Genomic DNA, 13,303 nt, shown 5'->3' with positions numbered 1-13,303 from the left:
CCCTTGAGCCGTCAGGCCGCGGTTTCGAACTGGGCGTAGCCACAGGCCTCGAGTTCCAGCGCGAGTTCCTTGCCGCCACTCTTCACGACGCGGCCTTTCGACATCACGTGCACATAATCGGGCACGATGTAATGAAGGAGCCGCTGATAGTGGGTGATCACGATCATCGCCCTTTCCGGCGAACGCAGGCCGTTGATGCCGCTCGCGACAATACGCAGAGCGTCGATATCCAACCCGGAATCGATCTCGTCCAGGATGCATAGACTCGGCTCGAACAACGCCATCTGCAGTACCTCGTTGCGCTTCTTCTCGCCGCCCGAGAAGCCGACATTGACGCCGCGCTTGAGCATATCCCGGGTAATGTTGAGTGACCCGGCCACCTCACGGACCTTTTTCAGAAATTCGGGCGTGGATAATTCCCCTCGGCCGCGCGCCTTGCGCTGGGCGTTCAGCGCCGTGCGCAGGAAGTTCATGGTGGTGACGCCGGGGATCTCGACCGGGTACTGGAACGCCAGAAACACGCCCTTGGCGGCGCGCTCATTGGGCTCCATCTCCAGGAGGTCCTCGCCCCTGAAGAGGATCTGGCCGCCCGTGACTTCATAGCCCGCCTTGCCGGCGATGACGTGCGACAGCGTCGACTTGCCGGAGCCGTTCGGCCCCATGATCGCGTGCACTTCGCCCGCATTGACCATAAGATCGAGGCCACGGATTATTTCACGACTGTCGACATCAACATGCAGATCTTGGATTTCGAGCAGCGTCATTTTTGATCTGATTCCTCAAAATGCGTCGTCCGGAACGGCGAGCCGCGTTCGGGCTCGCGGGACGTTTGGTTATCCGACAGATCCCTCGAGAGAGATCGAGATCAGCTTCTGCGCCTCCGCTGCGAACTCCATCGGAAGCTTTTGCAGGACATCTTTCGCGAAACCGTTGACGACAAGGCCGATGGCCTGTTGCTCGCTCAAGCCTCTTTGCGAGCAGTAGAACAGCACGTCCTCGGAGATCTTCGACGTCGTCGCCTCATGCTCGAACGTCGCCGAGGAGTTCTTGGCCTCGACATAAGGCACCGTGTGCGCGCCGCACTTGTCGCCGATCAAGAGCGAATCGCAGGCGGTGTAGTTGCGCGCGCCGGTCGCCTTGCGATGGGCACTAACGAGGCCGCGATAGGTGTTCTGCGACTTGCCGGCGGCGATGCCCTTGGAAATGATCCGGCTCGACGTGTTCTTGCCGAGGTGAATCATCTTGGTGCCAGAGTCGACCTGCTGGAAGCCGTTCGAGATCGCGATCGAATAGAACTCGCCGCTCGAATTGTCGCCGCGCAGGATGCAGCTCGGATACTTCCAGGTGATCGCCGAACCGGTCTCGACCTGGGTCCATGAGATCTTGGAATTCCGGCCGCGGCAGTCGCCACGCTTGGTGACGAAATTGTAGATGCCGCCCTTGCCTTCCGAGTTACCCGGGTACCAGTTCTGCACCGTCGAATACTTGATCTCGGCGTCGTCGAGCGTCACGAGCTCGACCACGGCGGCATGCAGCTGGTTCTCGTCGCGCTGCGGCGCGGTGCAGCCTTCGAGATAGGAGACGTAGGAGCCCTTGTCGGCGATGATCAGTGTGCGCTCGAACTGGCCGGTGTTGCGCTCGTTGATGCGGAAATAGGTCGACAGCTCCATCGGGCAGCGCACGCCCGGCGGCACATAGACGAACGAGCCGTCCGAGAACACAGCCGAGTTCAACGTCGCGAAATAATTGTCCGACGTCGGCACCACGGTGCCGAGATATTTCTGCACTAGTTCGGGATGCTCGCGGATCGCCTCCGAGATCGGCATGAAGATCACGCCGGCCGCCTTCAGCTCCTTCTGGAAGGTGGTCGCAACCGACACCGAATCGAACACCGCATCGACCGCGATCTTGCGATTCGGCACCTGCTCGCCACCGGGCGTCGGCTCAACGCCTTCCAGGATCGCGACCTCGCGCAGGGGAATGCCGAGCTTCTCGTAGGTCTTGAGGATTTCCGGATCGATCTCGTCGATCGAGGACAGCGTCTTCTTCGGATTCGGCGCCGCGTAGTAATAGATGTCCTGGTAGTCGATCTTCGGATAGTCGACGCGCGCCCAGGTCGGCTCGGTCATGGTCAGCCAGCGGCGATACGCCTCCAGGCGCCATTCCAGCATCCAGGCCGGCTCATTCTTCTTTGCCGAGATGAAGCGGACGGTGTCTTCCGACAGCCCCTTCGGGGCCTTGTCGGACTCGATCAGCGTCTCAAACCCATATCGATACTGGTCGACGTCGATGCGCCGGACGCGCTCGACCGTCTCTTGTACAGCTACCATTGCCCACTCCGTTCACGCATGGACGATTCCCGGCGGCAATGATCGCGTCGCCTCTCCTCCGAGCGGATCGCGCAAGTCACGGCCGACTCGAGGCCAGTTTGGGAAAGAACCAGGAGACGAACCCAAAAGGGAGCCGCCCTCGATAGGGTTTCGATCATGTTTTGCGCCGGAGTGCCACCCGTAGGCTATGCCGGCACACAGGTATCAGGAACCGGACAAACGACGGCGCATTGCGGCGCATCAAAATGCCCTTCACATTGAGTGCACTGGCTCGGATTAATCACATATATGTCGTTCTTCAGGCTGATCGCGGCGTTAGGGCATTCGTACTCACACGCACCACAGACCGTGCATTGTGACGCGATTATTTTGTAGGCCATCACTACGATTCCATAAGCAAAGGTGCGAGACGACGCCTTGCTTTCAAGTCTCATGCCAAGGAGTCTTGTGCTTGATTTGTCTTGGCTACTTTCGATAGCGCAAGCCGCCGCCTCGACCAGGTGTCGTAAACCCTACAATCGGCATCGCAGCTGCTTGTTCTCGTAGCTTGCGCATTGTCGAGATTTCGCGATAGCCAGCGATCATGTGAAGGGGTTCGCCAATAAGAAGCAGCTCGGCTCGACCTGACGTGGCGGCGGAGCGCTTTTGAAGTGGTATCGATTGTAGCCGTGCCACCGTCTTGGCGGGATCGCAGATCGCCCTCTGGTGATGGTTCTGCTCACCCGGACAGCGGCAGGGAAGGCACCACGATGTCAATCGGGCAACGTCGTCATCGGCTCAAGCAACGTCTCCATACCGCAACCAGAAAAATCGTCGCGATGGCGCTAAATGGAGCCGAGGGCCCCCTGGCCGAGCTGGCGCACGCAAATGTTCAAATCTCGCAGATTACAGCCGCGCTCGGCGTCGCGAATAAATCTCAGCGGACCCCAGCAGATTGATAGAGCCGAAAAAAAAGCCACCCCGGAGGGTGGCCCAAGTCAGGGAGGAAACGCCCATAGGGGCCTCTGGGATCAGGCTGCAGCCTGCTCGATCGGTGAGAACGGGAGCCCGAGACTGTCGGCCACCGCCTTGTAAGTCAGCCGGCCTCGATGGACGTTGAGGCCTGCACGCAAATGCGGATTTTCCAACACGGCGGAAAAACCCTTATTGGCTAGAGCCAAGCCAAACGGCAGCGTGGCGTTATTTAGTGCCTGGCTCGAGGTCAGCGGCACGGCGCCGGGCATATTGGCCACGCAATAATGAATGATGCCATCCACTTCATAGGTTGGATCGGCGTGAGTGGTTGGGTGGGAAGTCTCAAAACAGCCGCCCTGATCGATAGCGACATCCACGAGCACGGCCCTCTTACGCATCGAGCTCAGCATGCTCCGGCGGATCAGCTTGGGCGCACTCGCACCTGGAACGAGCACGGCACCAATCACAACATCGGCCGCAAATACCTCTTCCTCCACAGCTTCGATGGTCGAAAACCTGGTTCGAACGCGCCCTTCGAATAGCTCATCCAACTCGCGCAACCGAGGTATCGAGCGGTCGATGATGCTCACCTCTGCACCCAGACCGGCCGCCATCCGTGCCGCGTGCGTACCAACGACGCCACCACCGACCACCACGATGCGGGCCGGCTGAACACCGGGCACGCCACCGATCAACAGCCCTCGTCCGCCTGCACTGCGCTTTAGCGCGCTACCCGCCGCTTCGACCGCGAGCCTGCCTGCGACCTCGCTCATCGGAGCCAGCAGCGGAAGGCCACCATGCCCATCAGTCACGGTCTCATAGGCGATTGCCGTGCATCCCGATTTTAGAAGCCCCTTGGCCTGCTCCGGGTCCGGCGCCAGATGCAGATATGTGAACAGGATCTGGCCCTCCCGCAGCTGGCTCCATTCGGACGGCTGAGGCTCCTTGACCTTCACAATCATTTCGCTCGATGCGAATACCTCAACTGCAGAATCCAGAATCGCTGCGCCGGCGCTGCGATAATCGTCATCGGTTGCGCCGATGCCAGCGCCGGCATTGGTCTCGATCATTACGCGGTGTCCTGCTGCCGCGTATTCGCGGACGGCTCCAGGGGTCAGGCCCACTCGATATTCGTGTGCCTTGATTTCCTTGGGAACTCCGACCTTCATTTGCAAACTCCTTGCTAGTGCGCCTTTCTAATTGAAAGAGCGCAGCGATATTGCGACGCAGCAGCCCAAATTGCGCAGGAATTCAGCGATCTTTGACCAGCCGTGCAGGTTTTCGATGCCGAATGGGTTGAGCGACCGTGCTCGCTAAGCTTAACCGTCGTACTCCGCGATGGAGATGACGCGCTTAATCGGATTCTCGGCTCGCGGAAAAGTTAACAACGATTCCAGTCTTGCCGACATTGTTAAAGAGCGAACAACGTAGTCTGCCAGTGAGGCAGGATTTGCCCAGCGGCTGGATTGCTTGCCACCGCTGATGGCCAAATGACCATTGATCATCAATCTGATTCTTAGATGCGCACGCTTGACGCCTTCATGCTCGTCGCAAATGGGCGTGGATTGTTCAACATATCCGAGGCAACTGTTCGCCTGACAACCAATCGACGATCCGTCCGCCGCCGAAACTGGTCGCTATCTGCACAAATTTGTGATCGTCAGCTACCGTCTCGCCAATATCAGCAGCATCGCGTCCGAGCGGATGCGCCTTCATAGCTGCAAGCACTGCATCGGCCAAATCGGGCGCGACGATCGCAACGAGCTTGCCCTCATTGGCGACATGGATCGGATCAAGCCCAAGGAGTTCGCAGGTTGCCGCGACCGCTGCCTTCACCGGAATGGCTACTTCCTGTAGACGGAAGCCAAGGCCCGATTGATGCGCAATTTCGTTGAGGGTTGCGGCAAGACCGCCGCGCGTGGGGTCGCGCATCACCCGGATGCCGGCGCCGCCAGCCGCAATCATAACGGCGACAAGGTCATGTAGCGCTGCGGAATCCGACACGATCTCGGTTTGAAACGCGACGTTCTGGCGTTTTGACATGATCGCCACGCCATGGTCGCCAAGGCTGCCGGACACCAACACACGGTCCCCGACCATAGCCTTATCGGCGGAGAGATCGAACCCATGGGCCAGAGCCCCGATTCCGGTCGTGGAGATAAACAGACCATCAGCCTTGCCGCGCTCGACGACCTTAGTGTCCCCCGCAATGATGTAGACGCCCGCGCCGCGTGCTGCCGCGCCCATCGAATCCGCAATCGTCTTCAGATCAGACAGCGGGAACCCCTCCTCAATGATGAAGCTGGCCGACAGATAGAGAGGGCGCGCGCCGGACATCACGACGTCGTTGATCGTCCCGTGCACAGCGAGTGAGCCGATATTGCCGCCAGGAAAGAACAGCGGCGAAACCACATAACCGTCGGTCGTCATCACCATTTTACCCGTCGCAACGTCAAAGGCCGATTGATCATTGCAGCGGGCAAGCCATTCATTACCGAAGGCTCGGTGAAAAAGGCTGGAGATCAGCTGTGCCATGGCTCGTCCCCCGGCCCCATGGGAAAGATCAACGCGTCCGTTCTCGATATCGAGCTTGCGTTGATAGCCCTGTACGCTCATGACGTTCGCCTCACCTGATCATCGCGAACCCGGCCATATGTCCAATACGCCGCACAGGCGCCTTCCGATGAGACCATGCAGGATCCTATGGGAGTTTCCGGCGTGCAGAGGGTTCCAAACAGCTTGCAATCGACTGGCCGCTTGGCGCCGCGCAGGATGGCGCAGCACTCGCACGCCGGATTGTCGGCGACCCGCAGTTCGTGCATCGCAAAACGCGCCTCCGCGTCGAACCGCGCGTAGGCCTGCTTCAGCTTCAGTCCACTATTTGGTACGAAACCGAGCCCGCGCCATTCGAACTGCTCACGCGGTTCGAATGCCTGCGAGACCTCGTCTTTGGCGCGCCGATTGCCTTCACGCCTCACTGCACGGCTGTATTGGTTCTCCACGTCGTAGCGGTCTTCGTTCACCTGTCGCACCAGCATCAGGATCGCCTGCATCACGTCGAGCGGTTCAAATCCCGCGATCACGATCGGCTTGCCGAATTGTTCCGCCAGGAGCTCGTAAGGCTGCGTCCCGATGATCGTGCTGACATGTGCAGGCCCGACGAAACCGTCGATTGCAGCCCCGCCGATATTGCGGATCTTCGGGTTCTCGAGAATGCTCTGCATCGCAGAGGGTGTAAGCACGTGGTTGCAGAACACGCTAAGGCTCTTCAGCCGCTTCTTCTCGGCTATCCGGATCATCACGGCCGTCGGGGGTGTCGTGGTCTCAAATCCGATGGCAAAGAACACGACCTCGCGGCTCGGCGCCTGTTCGGCGATCCGGATAACGTCGAGCGTCGAGTACACCATCCGGATGTCTGCGCCGAGCGCCTTGGCTCGCAACAGGGACTGTCCTTGCGAGCCGGGCGCCCGTATCAGATCGCCGTAGACGCAAAGGGTGACCTCCGGCCGCTCGACGAGACGAATCGCCATGTCGATCCGGCTGGCAGGTAGAACACAGACCGGACAACCGGGCCCGTGGATCATGCGCACATTCGCGGGCAGCAGATCCTCAAGGCCATAGCGTGATATCGCATGAGTGTGTCCACCGCAGAATTCCATGAACCGATAGGCTTTTTGCCGATCGGCTTCGGCGCTAATCGCAGCGGCGAGCCCCTGCGCAAGGGTCTTGTCGCGAAATTCGTCGGTATATCTCATGGCCGGAGTTCCTGCCCTGTGCTGCCTAGCTCCTGCAGGAGCTCCAGCGTGCGCGTGGCTTCTATCGGATCGATCTTGGCCAGCGCATACCCAACATGGACAAGGACGTGATCACCGACGTCGAGCTCGTCGATAAGAGCAATCGATATCTCCAGGCTAACACCATCGATGCACACGGCGGCCATGTGGTCAGGAAGAATTTTTACGATCTTTGCCGGAACCGAAAGACACATATCAGCCTCTCCCTTCGCTGGCGGACGACTGTTCAGCAATCTGCAAAGCGGCAATCCAGGCTTGGCCAAGGCTCAAACCACCGTCGTTGGGCGGCACCCGCTGTGGCACCAGCGGGGTCAGGCCGGCAGCGCAGCACCCGCGCCAGATTTCATCCATCAGTATCGCGTTCTGAAAGCAGCCTCCGCTCAGAACGACGGTATTGACGCCGGTTGTCCGCGCGGAGCGCATGACCCAGTCAACGCAGGCAGCGGCGAAGGTGCCATGAAACAAGCCGGCTCCGCCCGCAGCGTCAATGTCGTCCGCAATCAACCGCGCAAACAGCGGACGAAGCGACAGAACGCCACCATCGATCGTCCACCCGGCCTCTAGAATCGCAGTCCGCCGCACTAGCGCCTCAAGCTTGATCGCGGCTTCTCCTTCATAGCTCTGCCAACTCACAATCCCCAGCAGCGCCGCCACCGCGTCGAATAGCCGGCCCGCGCTGGTGGTGGTGGCCCCGCCCGACTGATCGAGCAAGGCCGAGATACATCGAGCTTGCCGTTGCGCTGCAAAGCGCGGCGCGATTTCGTTACCCCGTCCGAGCCAGTGTAGTATCGCGCTCGCCATGCGCCACGGCTCACGGGATGCGCGATCACCACCAGGCATTTGCAGCGGCGCGAGATGCCCGATGCGTCGGCACATCGCGCCTTCGCACAACAATAGCTCGCCACCCCAGTTACCAGTATCCGAGCCAACGCCATGGCCGTCGAGCACCAGAGCTAGCGCCGGTCCCGCATGGCCATGTTCAGCGATCACGGCGGCGGCGTGTGCGTGGTGGTGCTGGACTGCAATCAGCGCGCGGCCGCTTGCTTGCGCAAAGCGGGTGGATGCCATGTCGGGATGCAGATCATGAGCGATGACGACAGGCTCTACGTCAAGGATCGATGTAAGGTGTTGGATCGTCCCCTCGAACACACGGATGCCTTCGGGCGTATTGAGATCGCCAATATGTTGGGAAACGAACGCTTGGTTGTCGCGCGTGATGGTGACGGTCGATTTCAGCGCGCCGCCGACGGCGAGCACGGGCGGCACAGATTGCGCGAGCTGGATCGGTTCGGGAGCATAGCCACGAGCGCGACGAATGAATTGGGAGCGGCCAGCCACCACCGCGACCACGGAGTCATCAGCACGCGTTAAAATATCCCGATCATGGGTCACGACAAGGTCGGCGATCGCCTCGAGTCGGCGCTCCGCCTGCGCGTTGTCGATCAGGAGCGGCTCGCCGCAAGGATTGGCACTGGTGACGACAATGGCCGGGCTTGGTTCCGCAATCCACGCTCCTGTCGAGCGAAGCGCATGAAAGATCAGATGATGCAGCGGGGCTACAGGTAACATGACGCCAACGCGAGACAAGCCGGGCGCTATGGCGGGCGCCAGACATTTGCGCGAAGTTAAGAGCACAATGGGCCGCGCTGCGGATTCGAGTAGGGCGAGCTCGAGAGCGTTCGCTTCCGCGATCTCGTTGACGCACTCTATGGAACCGAGCATAACTGCAAACGGCTTCTGACGGCGCTGCTTTCTGCTGCGCAGGCGCTGCACAGCGTCCTGGTTACGGGCATCGCAGAGGAGCTGGTAGCCGCCGAGACCCTTTATGGCTATGACTTGACCGCCTGCGATTGCAGCGACAATGGCGTTGATCCCATGGCTAAGCCGAGGGCCGCATTCTGGACACGCGATCGCCTCCGCATGAAACCTGCGGCTCGCCGGATCCGCATATTCGGCCGTGCAGGCGGCGCACAGCCTGAACGCCTTCATCACCGTGTTGTGGCGATCGTATGGGAGCCGCCCGGCAATAGTGTAGCGTGGACCACAATGGGAGCAACTAATGAAGGGATAAAGGTAATGGCGATTCTGTGGATCGAATAGCTCGCTGAGGCATTGCCCGCAGGTCGCGGCGTCGGCGATAATGTGCGTTGACAATTTTCCGCCTTCGCTCGCGCCGATCGAAAAGTTTTCTGTCGCGAGCGCCGCTGTCTCCTGAACGCAGATGTGGTCGATGCGCGCCAACGGAGGCGCCTCGAGCGGCAATGTGGCAAGAAATTCTGACGCACGGCCACCTTCGACTTCGATTGTGACGCCCTCCGGGCCGTTGGCGACAAATCCCGCCAATCCGTACCGCGTAGCGAGGCCATAGACGTAAGGACGAAAGCCGACCCCTTGCACCGCTCCGCTCACGCGCACGCGCAGTCGTGTTTGGTCGCAAATGGTTGCGGCGCTCATCGCCTGGCGTCCTCTACGGCCTGCCTTTGGTGGGCCACCTGTCTATCGATCCAAGCGTAGAGCGCGCCAAAACCCTCGCCGGTACGGGCCGAGACCGTGAGCACTTCGATCTTTGGGTTGGCGCGTCTGGCATATCCAATGGTCTTGTCCAGATCGCACTCAAGCAGTGAGGCCAGATCGATCTTGTTGATCACCATGAGTGAAGAAGCCGCGAACATATCGGGATATTTCAGCGGCTTGTCTTCACCTTCGGTCATCGACAACACAACGATCTTGCAGGCCTCGCCAAGATCGAAGGCCGCGGGACAGACTAGGTTACCGACGTTCTCGATGAAGAGAATACCGCGCGTGAGCCGCGGCAAGCGGCGATAAGCCTCGCCAATCATTGCAGCATCGAGATGGCACCCCTTACCCGTATTGACTTGAATAGCTGGCACACCGGCCGCTCGAATGCGTTCGGCATCGTTTGAGGTCTGCTGATCGCCCTCGATGACTCCGGTCGGATAGCTGAGCTTGAGCTCGGATACGGCGCGGACGAGCAACGAGGTTTTGCCCGCACCGGGACTCGACATAAGATTAAATACCAGCAGCTCATCGGCCGCAAAGAGCGTCCGGTTGGCGGCCGCGATCGCATTGTTCTTGCCGAGGATGTCACGCTCGACCCAAATGATGCGTTCGCGGCTCGTGCCCTTGACCTTCAATCCAGCTGGGCCGGCGCCGCAGCTCAGAAGCGCTTGCCGACCACCATCACTCTGATAATGTTCGAGATCATGACCGTGGCGGGCATGGGACGAATGCTGCACCCTCTCGTCGCCGTGAAAATGCGCGTCATGGCGCTCGCCATCGTTCTGCTTATGAGGACAGCAACGGCCTTGGCTCTCCGGATCACGCCCTCTGGCAAGTTCGAACGAAGACGTCGCTTGGCTGCAACCGCAAACGGTACACATCAATCGATCTCCAGTTCTTTCACTCGCATCTGTTCGCCGCCGGTTACTTGCAACTGGTAGCTCCCGCAGCAAGGACAGGGGTCACCGCGGCGAGCAATTTCGACACTGCTAGAACAGCTCATGCACCAGGCGACCCCCGGGAGTTCGAGGATCTCAAGAGCTGCCCCCTCGGCAATCGTTCGCGTTGCAACGACAGCAAAGCAGAACCTGATCGCATCAGGCGCGACATGGCTGAGCGCCCCGATTTCGAGACAGATGCTCCGCACCCGCGACAACGATCGGTGACGCACCTCCTCCTCGACGATTTGGATGATGCCCAGACAAACCGCCATTTCATGCATCTTCAACTTTGCGAAACCTGAGTGTGAATCCGACACAGGGGTCGAGCGATTCAATCACCGCACGAACCGCTTTCTGATGCCGTCTCGCCGTCAGCGCCGCGCCCTGCAGGTTCCGGACAACCGGTCCGCTCCTATGGAAATTCCATTCCGTCGGAGCAAGAAATTCGAAGCGGCATATCTGGCCCTGAGGATCAAGCTCAACCGCGTGATAGAGCCTGCCCCTGGCGCATTCGACCGCGGTCGCGGCGCGTCCCGAACCCAACCGGTAGCTTTCGATGATCCCAGGCTCCGCTGAGTCGATATGAGCGCCGGACTTGAGCCAATCGCAGAGCCGAACGATCTCTGCAATTCTGGCCTTCAGCCGCTCGACCGCACCCGACCGACCCAGCCAGAGCCGATCACGCGTCATTTGGCGTGCCCATGGACCCGTCTCGGGCGCGCGCCCCCCAAGGTCGGGACAATGACAAAATGTCGGATCATCGCCGAGCAGCCGTTCAATGATGTTTCGGTCGTCGGCAACGGACAGGAACGAGTGCGCGATCCGGATCGATTTCAAGTCGATCTCGTCCAGCGCGGCTATACGAATTGCCAATGGGCTGCCGGGCCTGGGCGCGCCATCTCCGTTCGGCATGCCGATCGCGGCCAGCCCAGCCACAATTCTTGCCGTCGCTTCGCGTCGAGCAGCACCGCAGGCCGGTTGTCCGCTGCCGATAAGTGCGGACATTCCCTGCATCACGGAACGAATCGCGGCGGCACCGGCGATGTCCTGCGCAAGGTGTCCGACCAAGAGGCCCCGCAGCAATTCCGCGATGCGCTCGGCAACGACCAGCGCAATACGATGCTGTTTCGTCGTGCGGGTAATCGCTTCGTCCCGCGCCGTCTCGATCGCAAACAGCAGCGCGGTTTGTTGCGCAACAGCACACAATGCGAAGAGCCGGGGGATCTGTTTGAGCAGCGACGAAGCCGGTCTGCCGGCGAACAGCCGCGCCAGCAGTGGCCGGGCTCGTGGCAGGATCTCGACCGCGGCAATTACGTCGGCAGCAAGCCAGACCGTGACATCGATTTTGTTGCGGATCGCGAAGCTCATATGCACCGCTGCGTCATTAGCTTGCGCGGAACGGCAGCCGCGCTGTCTGCGAGATCCCGCTGGATTTCGAGTATCTTTAAGTTCTTCATGTGAGGTACGCCTCCATAATTGCCTGCAGGCGCCCGGCGGAGTCCTCGAAATCCTCGTCAGCAGCCAAGGCTACGATCGGCACGTCTCCCACCTCCACCGTATCGAGGATGACGTCGTCCAAAGAATTGAAGTACTGTACCGACCAGACGTTCCTCACCCCGGTCGCCTGCACGCGGCATGTGCCGTAACCGCGGAAGATGAGCTGGACCGGACCATTGCCCAAACTTTGCTGCAGGAACGCCATGTCAACAGCACTCATCGGCAGCAACGTCAGATTGATAACATGCGCCCGCATGCCTGACCGCCAGACACGCGCCCGCTCGCGTATTTCCGCAAGTACCGCGAGCACGTTCATGGCGCCGTCCGGCGCCGCGCCGATCGGAAAGTCGGCAGACGTCAACTCAGTTGCGGCGCGCTGCACAATCTGCGGGATTGCCCCAACCTCGACATATTCGTGCGTCGGCTCGGACCCGATACGCACGCGCCAGATTCCTGCAAGGACCGTCTCCCGGAGTTGCGCAAAAGAGCCATCTGGCAGCGCGACCACGCCGGCGACCTCGCCCTCCCCGAGCACCTCGCCAATCAGCTTGCGCTCGAGCTCGCTGAGATTGGCGAGTCCGTACAGCTGCGTCCGAGTGCTCTGCCTCTGGCCGCGAGCGGCAGCGGCGACATTCGACAACAGCACCGTGACATTCGGATAGTTCCTTGCAAGCTCGTTGCCGTCGCGCTGGGCGCGCTTGACTACCGCCTCCATAGTCGTCAGGCCGCGATGGAATACATCGAGACTTTCCGTCCCCCTGGCAGACTTGCTCACCACCTGCTCGACGTCCCCGGATACGACGCGGACCGCTGTTTTCATGATACGATGTCCCGTTGGATCTATCGGGAGGCATAGCCGGCACAAATGCTACCCGCGTACAGCCAAACGATCGGTACGACGATGCGGTTCATCTTGACCAAACGGACCAGGCGCCTGCCGATCAGGCAGAGCGTATCGTGCCGATGGCACAAATTGGTGTCGATCGACGACGCGGGCCGAGTCTTTTGACCAGCTTTCCGGTCAACGCATGCGCAGGCCCTGCGCCTTGCACGCAACGCCGAGAAGCCTTGATCAATTAAAGCCTTGATCAATTCAGGAAGGGATAATGCGACATGGACGGCCCGGAGCGAATGCATGGCAGCGACCGCCAGCAGCACTTCGGGCGCGCTCGCGGAAGCGTGCGTGGCCAGGCGTGCATGCGCGCTGATGCTCTCCACCTCGGACGGACAGGTTGCGAGATCATGCCGCGCCGGCTGGAACTTCATC

The 13,303-nt window shown here is 60.3% G+C and carries 13 protein-coding genes; all 13 read right to left on the bottom strand.

The annotated features are described in order from the left end of the window. Positions 1–11 precede the first annotated feature (11 nt). The 13 genes from sufC to ACVW1C_RS27390 all read right to left on the bottom strand — a co-directional run bounded on the left by sufC (position 12) and on the right by ACVW1C_RS27390 (position 13,302). Entirely contained in the window at positions 12–764 is a 753-nt protein-coding gene (gene sufC, locus ACVW1C_RS27450; RefSeq protein WP_456761046.1) for a Fe-S cluster assembly ATPase SufC, read from the bottom strand. Positions 765–833: 69 nt separating this feature from the next. Beyond that, a complete protein-coding gene (gene sufB / locus ACVW1C_RS27445; protein ID WP_456761045.1) occupies positions 834–2,330 on the bottom strand; it encodes a Fe-S cluster assembly protein SufB in 1,497 nt (498 codons plus the stop codon). A 185-nt stretch (positions 2,331–2,515) separates the two neighbouring features. After that, entirely contained in the window at positions 2,516–2,710 is a 195-nt protein-coding gene (locus ACVW1C_RS27440) for a 4Fe-4S dicluster domain-containing protein (RefSeq protein ID WP_128971097.1), read from the bottom strand. A 630-nt stretch (positions 2,711–3,340) separates the two neighbouring features. Further along, on the bottom strand, positions 3,341–4,453 hold the full coding sequence (gene ald / locus ACVW1C_RS27435) for an alanine dehydrogenase (RefSeq protein ID WP_456728312.1): 1,113 nt from the start codon (positions 4,451–4,453) through the stop codon (positions 3,341–3,343). A gap of 400 nt (positions 4,454–4,853) precedes the next feature. Next, positions 4,854–5,900, bottom strand: a complete 1,047-nt coding sequence (gene hypE / locus ACVW1C_RS27430; protein WP_456761044.1) for a hydrogenase expression/formation protein HypE — start codon at positions 5,898–5,900, stop codon at positions 4,854–4,856. Beyond that, positions 5,897–7,039, bottom strand: coding sequence for a hydrogenase formation protein HypD (hypD, locus tag ACVW1C_RS27425; RefSeq protein WP_456728314.1), 1,143 nt, complete (start codon positions 7,037–7,039; stop codon positions 5,897–5,899). The genes hypE and hypD overlap by 4 nt, the downstream gene beginning before the upstream one ends. Continuing rightward, positions 7,036–7,272: a HypC/HybG/HupF family hydrogenase formation chaperone gene (locus tag ACVW1C_RS27420; protein WP_456728315.1), complete on the bottom strand. Its 237-nt coding sequence runs from the start codon at positions 7,270–7,272 to the stop codon at positions 7,036–7,038. Before ACVW1C_RS27420 ends, hypD begins: the two co-directional genes overlap by 4 nt. A 1-nt stretch (position 7,273) precedes the next feature. Then, a complete protein-coding gene (gene hypF, locus ACVW1C_RS27415; RefSeq protein WP_456761043.1) occupies positions 7,274–9,532 on the bottom strand; it encodes a carbamoyltransferase HypF in 2,259 nt (752 codons plus the stop codon). Then, on the bottom strand, positions 9,529–10,479 hold the full coding sequence (gene hypB, locus ACVW1C_RS27410) for a hydrogenase nickel incorporation protein HypB (RefSeq protein ID WP_456761042.1): 951 nt from the start codon (positions 10,477–10,479) through the stop codon (positions 9,529–9,531). The genes hypF and hypB overlap by 4 nt, the downstream gene beginning before the upstream one ends. Continuing rightward, complete coding sequence (hypA, locus tag ACVW1C_RS27405; RefSeq protein WP_456734193.1) at positions 10,479–10,820, bottom strand: hydrogenase maturation nickel metallochaperone HypA; 342 nt, start codon at positions 10,818–10,820, stop codon at positions 10,479–10,481. The genes hypB and hypA overlap by 1 nt, the downstream gene beginning before the upstream one ends. Then, a complete protein-coding gene (locus ACVW1C_RS27400; protein ID WP_456728318.1) occupies positions 10,813–11,907 on the bottom strand; it encodes a hypothetical protein in 1,095 nt (364 codons plus the stop codon). The genes hypA and ACVW1C_RS27400 overlap by 8 nt, the downstream gene beginning before the upstream one ends. An 85-nt stretch (positions 11,908–11,992) precedes the next feature. After that, positions 11,993–12,856, bottom strand: a complete 864-nt coding sequence (locus ACVW1C_RS27395; protein WP_456761041.1) for a hydrogenase expression/formation protein — start codon at positions 12,854–12,856, stop codon at positions 11,993–11,995. Positions 12,857–12,876: 20 nt separating this feature from the next. Then, positions 12,877–13,302: a hypothetical protein gene (locus tag ACVW1C_RS27390; RefSeq protein ID WP_456761040.1), complete on the bottom strand. Its 426-nt coding sequence runs from the start codon at positions 13,300–13,302 to the stop codon at positions 12,877–12,879. Position 13,303 lies beyond the last annotated feature (1 nt).

Source organism: Bradyrhizobium sp. USDA 4011 (assembly GCF_054063415.1).
This window is presented reverse-complemented; position numbering and strand designations above follow the sequence as displayed.

What these genes read in the sequence shown, in the direction of transcription:
- sufC (WP_456761046.1), bottom strand. Translation starts at nt 764, where the DNA reads ATGACGCTGCTCGAAATCCAAGATCTGCATGTTGATGTCGACAGTCGT.
- sufB (WP_456761045.1), bottom strand. Translation starts at nt 2,330, where the DNA reads ATGGTAGCTGTACAAGAGACGGTCGAGCGCGTCCGGCGCATCGACGTC.
- ACVW1C_RS27440 (WP_128971097.1), bottom strand. Translation starts at nt 2,710, where the DNA reads ATGGCCTACAAAATAATCGCGTCACAATGCACGGTCTGTGGTGCGTGT.
- ald (WP_456728312.1), bottom strand. Translation starts at nt 4,453, where the DNA reads ATGAAGGTCGGAGTTCCCAAGGAAATCAAGGCACACGAATATCGAGTG.
- hypE (WP_456761044.1), bottom strand. Translation starts at nt 5,900, where the DNA reads ATGAGCGTACAGGGCTATCAACGCAAGCTCGATATCGAGAACGGACGC.
- hypD (WP_456728314.1), bottom strand. Translation starts at nt 7,039, where the DNA reads ATGAGATATACCGACGAATTTCGCGACAAGACCCTTGCGCAGGGGCTC.
- ACVW1C_RS27420 (WP_456728315.1), bottom strand. Translation starts at nt 7,272, where the DNA reads ATGTGTCTTTCGGTTCCGGCAAAGATCGTAAAAATTCTTCCTGACCAC.
- hypF (WP_456761043.1), bottom strand. Translation starts at nt 9,532, where the DNA reads ATGAGCGCCGCAACCATTTGCGACCAAACACGACTGCGCGTGCGCGTG.
- hypB (WP_456761042.1), bottom strand. Translation starts at nt 10,479, where the DNA reads ATGTGTACCGTTTGCGGTTGCAGCCAAGCGACGTCTTCGTTCGAACTT.
- hypA (WP_456734193.1), bottom strand. Translation starts at nt 10,820, where the DNA reads ATGCATGAAATGGCGGTTTGTCTGGGCATCATCCAAATCGTCGAGGAG.
- ACVW1C_RS27400 (WP_456728318.1), bottom strand. Translation starts at nt 11,907, where the DNA reads ATGAGCTTCGCGATCCGCAACAAAATCGATGTCACGGTCTGGCTTGCT.
- ACVW1C_RS27395 (WP_456761041.1), bottom strand. Translation starts at nt 12,856, where the DNA reads ATGAAAACAGCGGTCCGCGTCGTATCCGGGGACGTCGAGCAGGTGGTG.
- ACVW1C_RS27390 (WP_456761040.1), bottom strand. Translation starts at nt 13,302, where the DNA reads ATGAAGTTCCAGCCGGCGCGGCATGATCTCGCAACCTGTCCGTCCGAG.